The sequence below is a fragment of the Paenibacillus sp. 4624 genome (assembly GCF_050435065.1).
GTDB lineage: Bacteria > Bacillota > Bacilli > Paenibacillales > Paenibacillaceae > Paenibacillus > Paenibacillus amylolyticus_D.
On sequence record NZ_JBNDJR010000004.1, the window covers coordinates 121136 to 138238 of the forward strand.

Consider the following 17103-nt stretch of genomic DNA (forward strand, 5'->3'; position numbering starts at 1 on the left):
GTAAGTTACACTCCGTTATTTCACTGCTTGAACAAGTCTTGGCGCAATCTCCTGTAAGGGCAGAAGATGACGCACGCATTGCAGCTCTACAGCTGAACGCGGCATACCATAGACAACACAAGTTTCTTCATTTTCGGCAAAAGTTGATGTGACTCCAGTCTCGTATAATTTTTTCATCATACGCGCCCCGTCACTTCCCATACCTGTCAGGAGAACAAGATGTCGTTGTAAAGATGTAAACGGCAGAAGCGACTCAAACATCGTATCCACTGAAGGTCTGTGCCCATTCACTTGTTGATCCTCACTCAGCTTCAAGATAAATCTTCCATCTGCTGCCTTGTGAACTCTCAAATGGAAACCACCAGGCGCAATATAAGCCGTTCCCTTTTTAAGCACCATACCGTCTTCTGCCTCGACTACATGGAGCGGACTAAATGTATTCAACCGTTGTGCAAGTGAACGGGTGAAATTAGGCGGCATGTGCTGCACAATAATAACTGGGGCTGGCAAATCTGCTGGCAACTGTTCAAGTAAAGTCTTCAAAGCTCTTGGTCCACCGGTTGAAGAGCCGATCGCAACAAGTTTGTTGAACGATCCTTCCGATCCCGCTGAAGCTTTATACGCCGTATTAAGTTTAACTGGCTCCTTCGCAGGAACAGGTGCAGAACTGGCTACTGGCTGCTTCGAAGGGAGCCGTGGCACCTCTGGCGATCTGACCTCTTTACGGGCTTGCAGTGGGCTCACAGGCAGCTTGCTTGCTATATCCGTTTTCGTCCGAGCAGATTGATCAGGCTTACCTAAGCCATCCTTTTTCGTGATCGTACGCTCCGATTTCGGAGGAGAAGGCGGGACACTTGGCTGCTTTTTAGCTTGAGAGACTTCAGTACGCTTTTCAAATGAACGCTCGCTTTTTGGAAGTATGGGCGGAGCTGTTTTTTGAAGCGGTTCAACCATCTCCCTCGTTGCCTCATCCTTCTTCACCGGTTGTACTGGAGGAATCATAGTACTGCGGGAAGCCTCCATTTTTTTGATCGATTCTTTACGCTCAGCTTTTCGCTTCACTTCATGCATGGCAGCACGCATTCGTTCAACCAAGGCTTTGCCAACCTGAGCAATATCCTGATCATGCACAACAGAAGGCTTACGAATAAAGTCAAATGCGCCAGCTTCAAGAGCCATAATGGTCTCTTTCATACCTTGTTCATTAATACCAGAGAGCATAATCACAGGAATGAAGGAGTCCTCCATGATTGATTTTAGCGCATCCAGTCCATTCATTTCCGGCATTTCGACATCCATCGTGATGATATCAGGTTTCAACTCTAATGCTTTTTGGATGGCTTCTTTGCCGTTTGACGCAGTGGCCGTAACCTTAAACTCTGAGTCCGCTTCAATTAAATCCGTCACAATTTTGCGCATAAAAGCGGAATCATCGACAACCAATACCTGATAGACCGCCATATTGTGTCACCTCTGTTTCCTTTATTCAGAAATCATGTTGTTCGTTTAAGCCACTTTTTCATAAATCCCCTGATTCCTGACAAGGTTCCGGATTCCGGAGCTGCAGGTACAGCCAGATATCGAAGGGCAAGTTTTTGTATATCTTTAGAAGCTTTGCAATGAGGATAGGCTAATCGATAAGGCATCTGTTTCTTCACCGCTGTCACAACCTGAGCATCCTCCGAAATATACCCTAAGAGCGGGATATCTGTTTGCAAAAACCTCCTCGCCACTCCAGCGATTTTATCTGCTACACGCTCCGCCTCCCTTTCATCTTCAACCCGGTTTACGATCATTCGAAAAGGAGTTGCATGCTCCTGGCCGTGCATGACTTTAACTAAGGCATAAGCATCCGTTATTGAAGTCGGTTCAGGAGTAGTTACAATCAGGCATTCATCAGCAGCACCGATGAATCTCATATTTTCCCTGGAAAGGCCCGCCCCGGTATCGAAAATGACGTAATCCATCTCTTGCGCAATGTCCTCCACTTCACTGGCAAAAAACTCCAGATCACGATCAGACAAAGAGAATAATTCCTTCATTCCCGACCCCCCTGCAATATATGGCAGGCCATCAGCACCAAGTTGTATGATTTCCCTTATAGTTTTATGTCGGTATAAAAGATGATACAGATTATAGGAAGAAGAAGTTCCCATTAAAACATCGATATTTGCCATACCGATATCTGCATCAAACACCAGTACCTTTTTACCCATAGAATGAAGAGTTAGTGCAAAGTTTAGTGTGAAATTGGACTTACCCACCCCACCTTTACCACTAGCTACCGTAATAATTTTGGAGGAACGGTTACTCACTTTGCTTTCATCGTTCTCGAGTGGCGCAGAGACCAAACTTCGGAGTGATGCTGCCTGATCCGTCATCGTATTTCTTCTCCCAATAAAGCCCTGGACAACCATTCCACATCAGGCTTCAGCAGATCATCTGGAACATTCTGACCGTTTGCCACATACGCCAGTTTGAGCGGGAAACGATGAAGAAGATTAAACAGCGGGCCGCACGTTCCAGTTTCATCCATTTTGGTAAAGATCACTTTATCCAATCCATATTTACTGAAATGCTCCGTAATCTGTACCATATCCATGCTTTTAGCAGTCATACTCATCACGAGAAAGGTTTCACTGTTCTCAACAGGCGCAAGTAGACTCTGCAGTTCGGAGACAAGCAATTCATTTCTATAGTTTCTGCCTGCCGTATCCATAAAGATCAGATCACAGTTTTCCAGCCGTGAGATGGCACGTTGCGTATCACCTGGCGACTGCACAACTTCAAGCGGCACGTTCAGAATCGATGCATACGTTCTTAGCTGTTCAACTGCAGAGATACGGTACGTATCTGAAGTAATAAAGCCAACTTTACGTTGTTTTTTAAACATCTGCTCCGCAGCCAGCTTGGCAATCGTCGTTGTTTTTCCGACTCCTGTAGGTCCAGCCACGTATACAATCCGAGTGCTAGGCATAATGCCCTCTTGAATGCGATCTTTCAGAAAAGTCGCTACCTCCAACCGAAGTGCCTCTTCGACATCCGATTCTTGCAATTTACCCTCGGCTAACCCCTGCTCAATAGGTTCAAACCATGATTCCCATACTTCCGGCCAAATTTCTTGATCCGTAAGCCGCTCTTGGCTTTTCATTAATTCTTCAGGGATTGTTGTCGCAACGGTACCTTGCTTGGAAAGCTTGGTCATCATCTGCTTCAAGTCTTGTAACTCGTTCAACAGCTTGTCCTGTTGCTGGTCCAAACCACGATCTTGAACACTAGGCGTTAAACCCGAAAAATCCGCCCCTTGCGGTCGCGGTTTATGCTCACTGCTCAGAAAATCTGAGCCGTAATCCATTTTTTCATCTATACCACTCGATTTGGATACAGATTGAACAGCCGCCGGTTTCTCCTGCCCTTTTTGGTCCTCCGTCGCTACAGTTCCTCTGTCATCGGAACCAGCTACAAACGAACGAGCGGTTTGAGCATAAGCTTCAGGTACAAACGAACGAGGCACAGGCGTAAATGAATTTTGCGCTTTCTTAACAGAAGAACCATTCGCTTGATTGGACTGTTCTTTATCTACTGCTGCAACCACTTCGATACGTTTTTTGCGGAACATCCCGAGCACTCCGCCCACCTTAATTTCTTTGGTGGACAGAATGACGGCGTCACTTCCCAGGTCTTTGCGAATTTGAAGCATAGCTTCGGGCATGGTCTCAACAACGTATTGTTTTACTCTCATAAGTTCACCACCCCGATACTTTGAATTTCAACATTCGGCTCCAACTCGCTATAGGAAAGCACCGGAATATCCTGCATCGTTCGTTCAATCACCTGACGCAGATACATTCGAATGGTTGGAGAAGTTAACACGATGGGCTGTTGACCCGATTGAATCAAACGATTTACTTGTTCACTCAGTTTTTGATACACACTTTGAGTAGAGACTGGATCCAGCGCAAGATAGCTGCCTTGCTCTGATTGTTGCACACTTTCAGCAATTTTCTTCTCAAGACCTGGTCCAACCGTAATCACTTGAAGGGTTTCACCTTTTTGCGAGAATTGTTGTGTAATCTGACGAGATAACGATTGTCTAACGTACTCCGTTAACACATCTGGATCCTTCGTATAAGTTCCATAGTCTGCAAGCGTTTCAAAGATGGTAACCATGTCTCGAATCGATACTTTCTCACGCAGCAACTTGGCTAGTACCTTTTGTACATCACCAATGGATAGGACGGAAGGAATCAGTTCATCCACCAGTGCAGCATAATTCTCTCTCAGGTTGTCCACAAGCGCCTTCGTCTCTTGTCTTCCAAGCAGTTCATGTGCATGTTTTTTGATGAGTTCTGTCAGATGAGTCGCAACGACAGAAGGCGGATCGACTACCGTATATCCAGCGAGTTCTGCCCGATCTTTAGTCACTTCATCAATCCATAACGCAGGCAGACCGAAAGCCGGCTCTGTTGTTTCGATTCCTGTTACAGACTCTTCATCATATCCAGGACTCATCGCAAGATAATGGTTCAGAAGCAGTTCTCCGCCACCAACCGCATTACCCTTAATTTTAATTACATACTCATTGGGCCTTAGTTGAATATTGTCACGAATACGGATGACTGGTACCACCAAACCCAACTCAAGCGCACATTGTCTTCGAATCATAATAATCCGATCAAGCAAGTCTCCACCTTGTTGATTGTCAGCCAGTGGAATCAAGCCGTAACCAAACTCAAATTCGATCGGATCCACCTGAAGTAAATTAATAACACTTTCGGGACTTCTGACCTCTTCAATCTGCTGTTCTTCTTCCAATTGCTCTTCCGCCTCTTGTTTCAAGTTCAGATTATTCTGCATTCGCCAGGCGGCAAAAGCCAGCATACCTGCCAGAGGGAGCGTCGTAATCACATGAATTGGCGTAAAGAATCCCAGCATCGCAATAACAAAAGCTACGATATAGATGAGTATCGGATATGTAAACAACTGGCCGGTAATATCTTCAGCCAAGTTTCCTTCCGATGAAGCTCTGGTTACGATCAGACCTGCTGCAGTTGAAATAAGCAGCGCGGGAATCTGACTAACCAATCCGTCTCCGATGGTCAATACCGAGTATGTGGAGAGTGATGTTGCAAAGTCGAGACCGTGTACCGTCATACCGATAATAAATCCACCGATCAGGTTGATCAGGAGAATGATAATACTTGCAATGGCATCTCCTTTTACGAATTTGCTGGCACCATCCATCGCTCCATAAAAGTCGGCTTCACGTTCAATTTTGGAACGACGCTCACGCGCCTGCTGTTCGTTGATCAAACCAGCATTCAAGTCCGCATCGATACTCATTTGTTTACCAGGCATTGCATCGAGAGTAAACCTTGCCGCTACTTCAGCTACGCGCTCGGATCCTTTGGTAATTACGATGAACTGTACCACAACCAGGATCAAAAACACGATGAAACCTATTGCGATTTCGCCTCCGGCAATCCAGCTACCGAATGTTGCAACAACCGCTCCTGCATCGCCTTTACCCAGAATCAGCTTGGTAGTTGAGATGTTAAGTGCCAGCCGGAACAACGTAGTAATGAGCAACAACGCCGGAAATATGGAAAACTGTAATGCTTCTTTGCTGTTCATGGCAACAAGCAAGATCATCAAAGCAATAGAGATGTTGATAACGAGCAACATATCGAGCAGCCAGATGGGGATCGGGAGAATCATCATCAACACAATGCCGATAATACCCGCAAGGATAGCTAAATCTTTTGTTTTCAATGAATGTACGGCCTCCGATCCCTGTTATTTCGTTCTGCCCTTAAGTTTATATACATAAGCCAGCACTTCGGCTACAGCTTGAAACAAATCGGCCGGTATAGCGTCACCAATCTCAGCTCTCTGGAACAATGCCCGTGCCAGTGGTTTGTTTTCCATCGTAATCACACCGTGTTCTTTGGCAATTTCTTTAATGCGCAGAGCGACATAATCCTGCCCTTTAGCAATAATTTGCGGAGCCTCCATCTCAGACCCCTCATACTTCAATGCTACTGCAAAGTGTGTCGGGTTCGTGATGATTACATCTGCATTCGGTACTTCCTGCATCATACGCTGCATAGCCATACGACGCTGACGCTCCCGAATTTTGCCCTTAATCAGCGGATCGCCTTCCATTTTCTTATACTCATCCTTGATATCTTGCTTCGACATGCGTATATTCTTTTCATAATCGTACTTCTGGTACATGTAGTCGAATACGGCAAGTACTAAGAGTGCAACTGCAATTTTGACACCAAGATTCAAAGTAATTGAAGCGGCGAACTGTAAAATCGCATCCATTGAAAAGTGTGATAATGAAGCAATATCAGACTGGTAACTAATAATCGTGCTGTATACAAGGTAGCCGATAATAGACATTTTCAATATGGATTTTGCAAATTCCACTAATGAACGAAGTGAAAAAATATTTTTAAAACCTTTGATTGGATTTAATTTCTCGAGCTTCGGCTTTAAGCCCTCACCTATAAGAAGAAAACCCACTTGCATGTAGTTAACGATTAACGCAATCAGAGCTGCGCCAAGCAACACGGGAGCGAGCAACAACATCACTTCAATCCCGTAACGCATCATTAGTGCCATCACATTTTCTTCGGTAACATTCATGCTGAGTCGATTAATAAAAATATCCGTAAACAGCTTTACCATGCGCTCTTTATAGAACGAGCTAAACATCATCATGGTCAGAAATGTAAACAGGAGAATCGAGGCACCGGATAATTCCATGCTTTTGACGACTTGGCCCTTTTTCCGTGTATCCTGCCGCTTTTTAGGGGTGGCTTTCTCTGTTTTCTCCCCAGAAAATAACTGGAGGTCAAGTTGAAGTTTCATCTGAATCCTGTCCTCCGTTTCACTCATCCCGGCCTTTGTCCGATTGTCCCAAGCAGTTTTTCCATTGTTCGGAACATGACCTCGAACAATTGACCAAACACAAAGGCGAAGCTGGGAACCAGCAGGAGCAAAATAGCAATTCCAACGAGTACCTTGAGCGGCATACCTACAGCAAATACATTAAACTGTGGAGCCGTTTTGGCTAAAAAGCCTAACCCTACATCCGTCAGAAACAGAGCAACCACAATGGGAGCGGCCATCTGAAAAGCAAGCATGAAGGATTCTCCTAACGTACGTACTAGAAATTCCGCAATGCTGCCGTCCGCCATCTTCAAAAAGAATATATTCGATAGCGGGATCCATCGATAACTGTATACGATGCCATCCAGCAGATAATGATGTCCATTCATAGTTAAAAAAAGAAGTACAGCAAAAGCATATTTAAAGTTACCTGTAAGAGGTGCGGATGCACCTGTCATCGGGTCATACACATTAGCTATACCGAAACCAATCTGGATATCAATAAATGCACCTGCAGTCTGTACAGCCGTCATCAAAAGATAAGCCACAAATCCCAAAAGTAGACCGATGAGAATTTCTCTGATTATTAGCAGAATGTAACTCAAGTCCGTTGGAACGGTTTGATGAATTCCAAAGGTCATATATACTGTCAACGTTACGAAAGCAGATATCCCTATTTTAAACGATGTAGGTACATTTCGAGCTGAAAAGACCGGTGCAGTTACAAAAAATGAGGCTATTCGACAAAACATAAGCAGAGCAACAGGGAAACTTTGCAGCAATGTCTCCATCGGCTAAAGCCTACCCTATGTATCTGTACAAATTGTCGAGTATGTTAAACGTAAAATCGATTAATATATTCAAGATCCAAGGCCCGAACAAAAGCACCGCCAGCAGCACTGCAACAATTTTAGGTACAAAGGCGAGCGTCTGCTCTTGAATCTGAGTCGTTGCTTGGAAAATACTAATCATAAGTCCTACAACCAGAGCTAGTATAAGCATAGGTGCACTGGCCAGCAATGACGTGTATACTGCTTTTCCGGCCAGACCGATAATAAACTCCGAAGTCATGACCGTCCTCCTTTAACTCTCCGGTTCAAGTATTAAAACTCAGCAACAGTGACTTGACTACCAGATACCACCCGTCTACCAGAACAAAGAGCAGTATTTTAAAAGGTAATGAGATCATGACCGGGGGAAGCATCATCATACCCATGGCCATGAGCGTACTCGCCACAACGATGTCGATCACCAGGAAAGGAATAAATATCATGAACCCCATCTGGAAAGCTGTTTTGAGCTCACTGATTGCATATGCCGGTACCATTACCGTAATTGGAATATCCTGATACGATTTAGGCTGTTCCGCCTGATTGTATTTCATGAACAGTAAGATATCCTTCTCACGCGTATGAGTAAACATAAATTTCTTAATCGGATCTGCTGCCTTTTCCAGCGCCTCCGTTTGTGTTAAATCTCCTTTAAGGTAAGGTTGCAATGCAACCTGATTAATGGAAGACAACGTAGGAGACATGATGAAAAGTGTAAGAAAAAGGGCCAGACCGACCAACACCTGATTCGGAGGCATCTGCTGGGTTCCAAGTGAAGTTCGGACAAACCCAAGCACAATAACAATCCGAGTAAAACTGGTCATCAGTACCAGCAATGCCGGGGCTATGCTAAGCACGGTAATTAATAGAATAATAGATAATGAACTAGTACTTGGCGTGCTGCCATCACCGTTCCCAATCTGTATATCAATATTAGGAATCGGCTCGGCAAAAGCCACCGTAACGGATGCCAGGCTGATAAGTCCTATGAAACAACACGCTAACCAAATCTTTTTCTTCATGAATCCCTCGACCGATCTGTAGTATTGTCTTGATCCAGGAGCTTCTCCATCTTCTCTTTACGGTTTGGCATCTGCCGAAGTTTGGACTCAAACATCTCATGAAAAGAAGCAGTGTCCTCAATTTCCATTTCCCGAGGCGGCTCTTCTTTACGAAGACGTTTAGCGAGCTTGGCTATGATGGGTGGAAGGCTTCCTTGCTGTGAAACAGCATCCCGTTCAAAGGAATCTATGATTCGCTGTGCTTCTTCCAAATCCGAAACCTTATCCAGCAACTGTATATTCTCGCCCACACCAATCAAATAAACGTTTCCGCCAATCTCTAAAATTTGCAGTGACTTGTTTTGCCCTAGTCCGACTCCGCCCAGAATGCGAATGGTTCCGCTTCGAAACCATTGCTGATTTCGTTTGTTCAAGAATCGGATCAGGTAGACAATAAGAACCAGGATGACGGCCAGGACAACAATCACCCATACTAGCTGTAGATAATAATTGATTCCCGCGCCAGCTGGTTCTGGAGTACCCCCCTGAGCCATCAACATGTTTCTTAAGCTCCCAGTGTTTTGCTGATTGCTTCGATAACCCGATCAGATTGGAAAGGTTTAACGATAAAATCTTTGGCTCCAGCTTGAATGGCATCAATAACCATTGCTTGTTGGCCCATTGCAGAACACATAATTACTTTTGCATTTGCATCAATTTTTTTAATTTCTTTCAGAGCAGCAATACCATCCATCTCAGGCATTGTAATATCCATTGTAATCAGATCCGGACGAAGTTCCTTGAACTTCTCAACTGCTTGTGCACCATCTGGTGCTTCTCCTACGACTTCGTACCCATTTTTGGACAAAATGTCCCGGATCATCATTCTCATAAATGCAGCGTCGTCTACGACTAAAATTCGGTTTGCCATGTTGGTTCAAATCCTCCCTAGATTGTGCTTATTGTAATTTCTGAATACGGTCCCATTGGCTTAGAATATCTATAACACGAACACCAAAGTTTTCGTCAATGACGACAACTTCTCCCTTGGCGATCAGTTTGTTATTGACCAAAATATCGACAGGTTCACCAGCCAACTTATCCAGTTCGACAATCGAACCTTGTGATAATTCCAATATATCTTTAATTTGCTTCTGGGTCCTTCCTAATTCTACGGTGACTTTAAGGGGAATGTCCATCAATAAATTCAAATTGTTCTCGTCCACATGAGCAAAAGCCCCATTTTGCAAATTGGCGAATTGAACAGGCTGTACATTCACATTCCTATTTGGTGCACCACCATAGTGTTGAGGTTCGCCGTAAGCTGGCTGTGGTGGCATATTGTATGGTTGCTGCGGTGGCATACCGTATGGTTGCTGTGGAGGCATCCCCATCGGAGCTTGACCATATCCACTATAGTCCTGAACTGGCTGCTGTGGAACATGTGGAGGCATCTGTTGATGAGCCGCTGGCGGCTGCTCCATAGCTGGTTGCGGCGTTGGCGCTGGCGTAGGAGGCGCAACAGGTGGTGGTGTCGGCGCAGGCTCGGGTGTTGAAGCTACAGGAGCACTGGAGGTCGACTCTTGAGCACCTCCGATTAACATATCCACCATATTTTTCGCAAAATGTACAGGAAGCAGCTGCATCAGATTCGAATCAATCAGATCCCCTACTAACAGACGGAACGAAACTTGAATAAGTGTTTCATCTGGCGGGAGATTGGTCACACCCTCGCCGCTTTCCAAGTTGAGAATATCAATCCCTGGAGGAGAAATATTAACAAACCGGTTGAAGATGGTCGACATAGATGTGGCAGAAGACCCCATCATTTGGTTCATCGCTTCCTGTACCGCACTAATGTGAATTTCGTTCAATTCTTCGTCGGCCGGATTTCCTTCACCGCCCAACATTAGATCAGCGATAATCTGCGCGTCTCTCTTTTTGATAACCAGTGAGTTAATGCCCTCGAATCCATCCACATAGTTCACATGAACAGCAACATGTGGTTTAGGAAAAGCCTCTTCGAACTGTGTTCGGCTAATAATTGATACTTTAGGTGTTGTAATATCCACTTTAAGGCCTAATAGTGTGGACAACGCAGTCGCAGCACTGCCAAAGGTGATGTTACCAATCTCGCCCAGGGCATCCTGTTCCAGCTCCGTTAGAAAATCATCAACCGTTTTCTCAGCGGGTTCAGAACTCGAGATGGATTCCGATTGCCGAAGCAAAGCGTCGATCTCTTCCTGGGATAAATAATCCTTACTCGTCAAATTCTTCAACTCCTTCGGTGACAATTTGATCTATTTGCACAGCCACACGGTCCTTAATGGTTCCTGGACTGCCGATATACTTCAGCCTGTCACCAACTTTAATGGAAAGCCCCTCTTCCACCGGTTTATTCAGCGTGATGACATCACCAACCGATAATCCTAAAAACTCGGCTATCGAAATTCTGGATTCACCAAGTTCGGCTACAACAGGTAATTTGGCTTTGTTTACACGTGATTTCAGCGCTTCGTATTCTTCCGGAGCTCTCGTTTTCTTCTCCGAAACAAACCACTGGTGCGTTGATAACCGGGACATAATAGGCTCAAGAACGACATGCGGTATACACAAATTGATCATGCCCGTGGTATCACCAATTTTGGTGCTTAGTGAGATCAAGGCAATGGTCTCATTGGGGGATACAATCTGCATAAACTGCGGATTCGTCTCCAACGCTTCCATTCTTGGCGATATATCCAGTACCGTCTTCCAAGCTTCCTGCAAACTTTCAAAGGCTCGGCTGAATATCCGTTCCATAATTGTCGTCTCAATTTCCGTCATGCTTGCAATTTTGGTCGGAGCACTGCCTGTTCCTCCAAGTAGACGATCCAGCATGGCATAACCCACGTTGGGGTGAACCTCCATTACCATTCGTCCCTGTAATGGCTCTGCTTCGAAAATGTTCAAAATCGTCATCTTGGGAATAGAACGAATAAACTCGTCATAAGGCAACTGTTCTACCTGCACGACATTGATCTGAACGAACGTCCGCAACTGGGCCGAAAAATAAGTGGTGAGAAAACGAGCAAAGTTCTCGTGAATACGCGTCAGGCTTCGAATGTGATCCTTGGAAAAACGAACTGCTCGCTTAAAATCATAGGATCTGATTTTCTTCTGAGTTTCTTCCTTTTTCAATTCCTCGGCGTCCATTTCACCAGAAGAAAGGGCTGCTAATAGGGCGTCAATCTCGTTTTGTGATAATACATCCACCATGTTCTCACCCCCTTACAGATCTACAGCTTGTTCTATTCATTACATTGGTGCTATAACAATGTCTGAAACGTTAGTGCTTTTCAAGTTCGGCTCAGGCAATGCTTCATTAATCAGCGCCGTCAGTCTCTCATTGAATTGTTTCATACCTTTGGCCGAACTCAGTGCCTCAGCCTTGGTGTCCGCAAGTGCCTCAATAATGATTGGCTTAACCGTGATACTTTTAATTTTTTCAAAGTCTTCTTTAGCTTTCTTATCCGATAACTTGAAAGAGAAACTAACCATAATAATACGATCTCCATCAGCCAAATTGGTCTTAATCTGTCCAAGCTCGGATGAAACCTCTACAATTTCATCTGCAGTCAGTTTTTTTTCTTCAGCAGCTGCCGCTGTATGTGTATTGTCGCTCTTGCCTTGACCTTGCATAAATACAAAAACTACGACCACAATGAGTGTGATTGCAAGCAATGCTGTTGCAATCCAGGGCATCATCTTTTTCATCAGGACTCCTCCGTTTGCTGCACTTTAATCGTGGCTGCCTGAACTCCAATTTCACGGTTGTATTCTTTGATTTTGGTAATCACTTCATCGGCCTTTTCAAGCACGATTAATCTTTTTCCCGTTACCAGAGTAATATACGTGTCCGGCGTCTCTTCCACGATCTCGACCATCAGCGCATTTAACCACATGGGAGAACCATTTAACCGCGTAACTGAAATCATGCCAAGCCCCCTCAATCATAGTGGAGGAGCAAGCTCCCCCACCATTTCAAAATCACTAATCAGTTATTAACGTTTCAGGTTAACGACCTCTTGAAGCACTTCGTCTGATGTTGTAATGATCCGGGAGTTCGCTTGGAAACCACGTTGTGCCACGATCATCTCGGTAAATTCATTCGTCAAATCAACATTTGACATTTCGAGCTGACCGGCAATGATAGCCCCCGTACCGTCTTCTGCACTATTTGCTGTCACCGGAGCAAGCGCACCATCCGGATTGGCATTCGCCGTCATGCGGTACAAGTTGCCGCCAATTTTCTCAAGACCTGAAGGGTTAACAACTTTACCAATCCCAAGCTGTGCTCCGGCTTGAGTCGTTCCATCAGCCATCGTTTGATTGATAAACCCATCCTGCCCAATGGTGAAGGATACAACATCATCCGGGATTGTGATGTTCGCACCGCCATTATCCATGACGAACAATCCGTCAGAAGTTACCAGGTTACGAGCAGCATCAACGTGGAAATCACCCGCACGAGTCAAATAAGGTACTTCTTGCGCATCGCTCAAACGCACCAAGAAAAATCCATCTCCATTGATTCGAAGGTCGGTTGGATTATTGGTAGTCATCGGGCTTCCTGCCAAGTGCATTGTGTCAATTGATCCTACGGAAACACCTAGACCTATTTGCTGTGCATTGACACCACCCGAAGGTGTATCCGTTGGAGCCGTTACCCCTTTAGTCGTTTGGCTCATAATGTCTTTGAACATCACTCGGCTTCCTTTAAATCCAACCGTGTTTACATTCGCGATATTATTACCAATGACATCGAGTTTGGTTTGAAAACCCCTCATCCCGGAAACGCCTGAGTACATCGATTTCAACATTTTACAAAATCCTCCCAGCCTTATATTGGTTGCCGCGTCAGTCGGTCAGCGGCATTCCGGCTCCCGAGAAGGGCCAGCCGGCTAAGAAATAATTACAGCACTATCGATTTGAGTAAAGACATTATCTTTCATACTTGCGCTATCCATTGCTGTAACGACAGTACGATTTTTGACATTTACGATAAAAGCCATATCCTGCATCAAAATGAGAGACTCTTTTGCTCCCTTGGCAGCAGCCTTATCCAGTGCAGAACCAATTTTCTTCATTTGCTCGGTTTTCAACTCGATGCCACGCTGTTCTAATCGTTTAGCTGCATGGTTGCTGAGTTTTAACAGGTTGTCTTCCAGTACTTGAGCAAAAGGTTTAGTTGGTGTGCTAGATGTGTCCCCCGTTTGGGGTTTGCGAAGCAAATTGGGAGTAACGGGGCCAGTATATAACTGTCCAACGGTTATGCGATCACTCATATGTTTTGCTCTCGATCTTCGGATTCACTCTTCCCGACATTTACATCAGACGGGTCACTACCATTAGAATTTGAAGTATCACTTTGAACATTCTGGACAGACGACTTCGTTTCTTCGGCTTGTTTGGCACGGTTCACCTGGATAATTTCATCCAGTTTAATTTCGTCATTACCTACCTTTGCATACTGAACCCCGTCTCGCACAATGATAGAATCTACAATACCCTGGCGAAGCGTACCATTGTCTGTTTTATCAGAAGAAAGCCAACTAATCTCCATGCCAATCATGCCCGATACCGCTCCAAGTGACTGATTCAACGTTTTGAGCTGCGTAGAAATGTTGACCAGTTGCTCCACCGAGCTAAATTGCGCCATTTGTGCGATAAACTCTTTATCTTCCATCGGCTGCATCGGATCTTGGTTCTGCAACTGTGTAATCAAAATTTTCAGAAATTGATCCTTACCAAGTTCTTTCGTTGAAGCACTTGTTGTAGCCCTATTCGCAGCAGCGTAATTAGGCCACGTATTATTTGTAGAAACAATTTCATTTGCCATATATTCACCTCATCCCTGTTTAAGCCTCTGCAGTAAATGAATCTCTCAGAATTTCGTTGCCTTCCACTTGCTCGCTACGCCAGTTGCGCAACTCTTCCTGCAGTCCCGCAGATGTCACAGCTTCATCGGTATGCTCCCCACGCTCACGGGAACGTCTTTGTTGCTGAGATTGATTCCCTTGTTGACGTCCGCCATCCTGATACATTTCGGATCCGAGCGAACTGTTCTGAGTGACCTCAAGCCGTTCCACCTGAATGCCCTGAGACTGTAACGAGGAACGTAATTGCATCATCTGTTGTTCAAGCATGTCCTTCGCCATGACATGTTCAGTCATGAACCTGGCAACCAATTGTCCGTTTTGTAATGTAATCTGTACATCCAATTTCCCCAAATGCTCAGGGCGGAGTGAGATTGTGGCTTCAGAAAATCCTTTTTGATTCACGATATCCAGCTTGCTCACCACAAATTGCGTCATTTCCTTAGCAAAATTCGTTGCTTGCATGACAGGCTCAGCAGGTTTGCTCACGGCTGTACCTGAGCTTCGCAAGGATAACTCCCCAGCTGTTACAATGTTCGAATGATGGATTACAGATTCCGCATCGGTAACGGGTGCTGAATCAGCTTTAACCGTTACTGTTGTTGCTTTAGATTCTGTTTGCACTCCTGCAGATGCAGTGATCTGAGTTGCTTTTGCATCTGTTTTGTGTACAGTAGTCGGAGCAACATTAAGAGATTGAACAGATGCATCCTTTATTGCTGAGAATGTATCCAGTATCGATTTGAGTTCAGACCAACCTTTTTTGCCATCCGTTTCGACTCCGGCTTCCTTCAACTGGCTTTGCAACTGCTGAAGCAACTGTTGGAATTCCGGAGCTTGCTTGACTACATTACTATCTTGTTTAAGAACTTGTGTTGACAATTGTGTTAGCACATCCTGTAATACAAAGCGGACTGCAGCCGGATGCTGAGACAGATCGACAGCAGATACAGATTCGGTAGCTTGATCTAAATTAGAACCGACTTCGCTTGACGAAGCTTGCTGATTTCCGTCCGAATCTTTACTTAATAATGCGTACAATTGCTGGATCAACGATTGAAGACCTGCAAGCATGGACGGATCATTTTCCAACGCTTTATCTAACGTATCCAGATCACCAAATAGTTTTTCGAGTTTTCCCATTAAATCTGACGAATCAGTATCAACGAATAGTGAACTTAACGCATCCGTTACAGATGTATTCTTTTCTTCATTTTCTGAGGCAAAAGTAAACATCAGCGGAGCAGACGTCTTTGTTGTTGATGCACCATTTGTCCCATCAGTACCTTCACCAGTTCCGCTTCCCCCAGCCAATGACTGTGCCAGTGTCTGCAAGAACTCAGCTCCAGTTCCCGTAACGGAACCTTTGGCCTGCGCTGTGGATGACTGTGATGAGCCAGATGTTTTGGAAGAAGCTGCAGCGTTCATTTGATATACGAGTGACATTTTTTCACCTCCCCTCCATGCGTTAAGGATAGAGTTGCTACTTATTGCCCATTAGCCGATTTAACACTTTGGCTGTCTCAACCGAATCTTCTTTTGACATGTTTTCCAACAGTTGAGATCGAGTTGCATCATTGACTGAATTGAGTATGGTCAGTGTTTTATCCGGGCTTATTTTATAAGTTTCGAGCAAGAGTTTGGCTCCACTTGACGCAGACATCGAAGCAAAGGTCTGGCTCAACTGATTTTTATCCAAGTTCTTACTGTTGGTTGCTGTTGTCGTGGTCGCTGCTGCTGTTTCCTTCTTCAATCGGGACTGCAGGGCATCCAAAGCAAGATCGCCTGAAGGCTTTGCATCCTTCATCAGCATGGTCACATCCGCTGCTGTCTTCGGGTCCATCTTTTCCAGCACCTTCGTCCGGGCAGTCGACTGCATCGCACTTAACATAAGCACCATTTCTTCATTCGTCATATTTTGCAAAATCGGCGCAGCTTTACTTGGACTCATGTCAGCATACATCTTAGCCAGACTTTTAATCTGCTTTTGATAATCACTTTCGGTTTCCGGTTCAGCAGTTGCAGCTGTTTCAGCAGCCTTATTCGCGTCATTCAGTTTCTTTTGCAGATCAGCCGTTTTCTGCGTCTCCGCAGTAGCCGCGTCTTTGGCCGCTTTGAGTTCTGCTTCTTTCGCAGTGACCTGAGATTTCAGCTTTTCAATCGTTGCTTCCGCACTCTCAACCTGCTTTTCGCTCTTTTCCAACTTTTCCTTCTCAGGATCAAGCACCGGATCAGGCACCCAATTTTTGACTACAGGAATTTTTTTGGCAAGTTCGAGCGCGTTATTCCGAATATCTACATTAAATAGAGTAAGCAGTACACCTAAGAGCACAACCGTAAATACAATCGGGATCGAAATCATGAGAAACTTTTCCCATCCACTCCCGGACTCTTTTTCGATATCAGTGTCTTTTACAGCCACCGTTCATTCCTCCTTCACGAGACAACTTCGCA

19 protein-coding genes are annotated in these 17103 nt (G+C 44.9%); all 19 read right to left on the reverse strand.

Translation table 11 applies throughout. The features are described from left to right. Positions 1-15: 15 nt before the first annotated feature. The 19 genes from ABIE27_RS11000 to ABIE27_RS11090 all read right to left on the reverse strand — a co-directional run bounded on the left by ABIE27_RS11000 (position 16) and on the right by ABIE27_RS11090 (position 17071). Positions 16-1461, reverse strand: coding sequence for a protein-glutamate methylesterase/protein-glutamine glutaminase (locus ABIE27_RS11000; RefSeq protein ID WP_123064466.1), 1446 nt, complete (start codon positions 1459-1461; stop codon positions 16-18). Positions 1462-1493: 32 nt separating this feature from the next. After that, positions 1494-2381, reverse strand: a complete 888-nt coding sequence (locus ABIE27_RS11005; protein ID WP_123064465.1) for a MinD/ParA family protein — start codon at positions 2379-2381, stop codon at positions 1494-1496. Beyond that, on the reverse strand, positions 2378-3742 hold the full coding sequence (gene flhF, locus ABIE27_RS11010) for a flagellar biosynthesis protein FlhF (RefSeq protein WP_429350540.1): 1365 nt from the start codon (positions 3740-3742) through the stop codon (positions 2378-2380). The genes ABIE27_RS11005 and flhF overlap by 4 nt, the downstream gene beginning before the upstream one ends. Continuing rightward, the gene (flhA, locus tag ABIE27_RS11015; protein WP_123064463.1) at positions 3739-5772 is read right to left on the reverse strand and encodes a flagellar biosynthesis protein FlhA; all 2034 of its coding nucleotides are present in this window, start codon (positions 5770-5772) and stop codon (positions 3739-3741) included. The genes flhF and flhA overlap by 4 nt, the downstream gene beginning before the upstream one ends. A 24-nt stretch (positions 5773-5796) precedes the next feature. After that, positions 5797-6906, reverse strand: a complete 1110-nt coding sequence (gene flhB, locus ABIE27_RS11020; RefSeq protein WP_123064462.1) for a flagellar biosynthesis protein FlhB — start codon at positions 6904-6906, stop codon at positions 5797-5799. Beyond that, a complete protein-coding gene (gene fliR, locus ABIE27_RS11025; protein ID WP_123064461.1) occupies positions 6903-7691 on the reverse strand; it encodes a flagellar biosynthetic protein FliR in 789 nt (262 codons plus the stop codon). Before fliR ends, flhB begins: the two co-directional genes overlap by 4 nt. A gap of 10 nt (positions 7692-7701) precedes the next feature. Continuing rightward, positions 7702-7971: a flagellar biosynthesis protein FliQ gene (gene fliQ, locus ABIE27_RS11030; RefSeq protein WP_123064460.1), complete on the reverse strand. Its 270-nt coding sequence runs from the start codon at positions 7969-7971 to the stop codon at positions 7702-7704. 25 nt (positions 7972-7996) lie between these two features. Continuing rightward, complete coding sequence (gene fliP, locus ABIE27_RS11035) at positions 7997-8752, reverse strand: flagellar type III secretion system pore protein FliP (RefSeq protein WP_123064459.1); 756 nt, start codon at positions 8750-8752, stop codon at positions 7997-7999. Further along, positions 8749-9285, reverse strand: a complete 537-nt coding sequence (locus tag ABIE27_RS11040; protein WP_123064534.1) for a flagellar biosynthetic protein FliO — start codon at positions 9283-9285, stop codon at positions 8749-8751. The genes fliP and ABIE27_RS11040 overlap by 4 nt, the downstream gene beginning before the upstream one ends. Positions 9286-9296: 11 nt before the next feature. Then, a complete protein-coding gene (locus ABIE27_RS11045; RefSeq protein WP_090923862.1) occupies positions 9297-9662 on the reverse strand; it encodes a response regulator in 366 nt (121 codons plus the stop codon). Between the two features lie 28 nt (positions 9663-9690). Further along, on the reverse strand, positions 9691-11001 hold the full coding sequence (fliY, locus tag ABIE27_RS11050; RefSeq protein ID WP_123064458.1) for a flagellar motor switch phosphatase FliY: 1311 nt from the start codon (positions 10999-11001) through the stop codon (positions 9691-9693). Next, positions 10991-11989, reverse strand: coding sequence for a flagellar motor switch protein FliM (fliM, locus tag ABIE27_RS11055; protein WP_123064457.1), 999 nt, complete (start codon positions 11987-11989; stop codon positions 10991-10993). Before fliM ends, fliY begins: the two co-directional genes overlap by 11 nt. 39 nt (positions 11990-12028) lie before the next feature. After that, complete coding sequence (locus ABIE27_RS11060) at positions 12029-12487, reverse strand: flagellar basal body-associated FliL family protein (protein ID WP_123064456.1); 459 nt, start codon at positions 12485-12487, stop codon at positions 12029-12031. Continuing rightward, on the reverse strand, positions 12487-12708 hold the full coding sequence (locus ABIE27_RS11065) for a flagellar FlbD family protein (protein WP_123064455.1): 222 nt from the start codon (positions 12706-12708) through the stop codon (positions 12487-12489). Before ABIE27_RS11065 ends, ABIE27_RS11060 begins: the two co-directional genes overlap by 1 nt. A 66-nt stretch (positions 12709-12774) precedes the next feature. Continuing rightward, on the reverse strand, positions 12775-13593 hold the full coding sequence (gene flgG, locus ABIE27_RS11070) for a flagellar basal body rod protein FlgG (RefSeq protein ID WP_123064454.1): 819 nt from the start codon (positions 13591-13593) through the stop codon (positions 12775-12777). Between the two features lie 81 nt (positions 13594-13674). Then, positions 13675-14058, reverse strand: coding sequence for a TIGR02530 family flagellar biosynthesis protein (locus tag ABIE27_RS11075; protein WP_123064453.1), 384 nt, complete (start codon positions 14056-14058; stop codon positions 13675-13677). Next, positions 14055-14612: a flagellar hook capping FlgD N-terminal domain-containing protein gene (locus tag ABIE27_RS11080; protein ID WP_123064452.1), complete on the reverse strand. Its 558-nt coding sequence runs from the start codon at positions 14610-14612 to the stop codon at positions 14055-14057. Before ABIE27_RS11080 ends, ABIE27_RS11075 begins: the two co-directional genes overlap by 4 nt. A gap of 19 nt (positions 14613-14631) precedes the next feature. Beyond that, on the reverse strand, positions 14632-16095 hold the full coding sequence (locus ABIE27_RS11085) for a flagellar hook-length control protein FliK (RefSeq protein ID WP_123064451.1): 1464 nt from the start codon (positions 16093-16095) through the stop codon (positions 14632-14634). Positions 16096-16132: 37 nt separating this feature from the next. Next, positions 16133-17071 (reverse strand): MotE family protein, encoded by a 939-nt coding sequence (locus ABIE27_RS11090; RefSeq protein WP_123064450.1) that lies wholly within the window; start codon positions 17069-17071, stop codon positions 16133-16135. Positions 17072-17103: the final 32 nt, after the last annotated feature.

Coding starts and splice junctions, on each gene's coding strand:
- ABIE27_RS11000 (WP_123064466.1), bottom strand. CDS start 1,461: ATGGCGGTCTATCAGGTATTGGTTGTCGATGATTCCGCTTTTATGCGC.
- ABIE27_RS11005 (WP_123064465.1), bottom strand. CDS start 2,381: ATGACGGATCAGGCAGCATCACTCCGAAGTTTGGTCTCTGCGCCACTC.
- flhF (WP_429350540.1), bottom strand. CDS start 3,742: ATGAGAGTAAAACAATACGTTGTTGAGACCATGCCCGAAGCTATGCTT.
- flhB (WP_123064462.1), bottom strand. CDS start 6,906: ATGAGTGAAACGGAGGACAGGATTCAGATGAAACTTCAACTTGACCTC.
- fliR (WP_123064461.1), bottom strand. CDS start 7,691: ATGGAGACATTGCTGCAAAGTTTCCCTGTTGCTCTGCTTATGTTTTGT.
- fliQ (WP_123064460.1), bottom strand. CDS start 7,971: ATGACTTCGGAGTTTATTATCGGTCTGGCCGGAAAAGCAGTATACACG.
- fliP (WP_123064459.1), bottom strand. CDS start 8,752: ATGAAGAAAAAGATTTGGTTAGCGTGTTGTTTCATAGGACTTATCAGC.
- ABIE27_RS11040 (WP_123064534.1), bottom strand. CDS start 9,285: ATGGCTCAGGGGGGTACTCCAGAACCAGCTGGCGCGGGAATCAATTAT.
- ABIE27_RS11045 (WP_090923862.1), bottom strand. CDS start 9,662: ATGGCAAACCGAATTTTAGTCGTAGACGACGCTGCATTTATGAGAATG.
- fliM (WP_123064457.1), bottom strand. CDS start 11,989: ATGGTGGATGTATTATCACAAAACGAGATTGACGCCCTATTAGCAGCC.
- ABIE27_RS11060 (WP_123064456.1), bottom strand. CDS start 12,487: ATGAAAAAGATGATGCCCTGGATTGCAACAGCATTGCTTGCAATCACA.
- ABIE27_RS11065 (WP_123064455.1), bottom strand. CDS start 12,708: ATGATTTCAGTTACGCGGTTAAATGGTTCTCCCATGTGGTTAAATGCG.
- flgG (WP_123064454.1), bottom strand. CDS start 13,593: ATGTTGAAATCGATGTACTCAGGCGTTTCCGGGATGAGGGGTTTTCAA.
- ABIE27_RS11075 (WP_123064453.1), bottom strand. CDS start 14,058: ATGAGTGATCGCATAACCGTTGGACAGTTATATACTGGCCCCGTTACT.
- ABIE27_RS11080 (WP_123064452.1), bottom strand. CDS start 14,612: ATGGCAAATGAAATTGTTTCTACAAATAATACGTGGCCTAATTACGCT.
- ABIE27_RS11085 (WP_123064451.1), bottom strand. CDS start 16,095: ATGTCACTCGTATATCAAATGAACGCTGCAGCTTCTTCCAAAACATCT.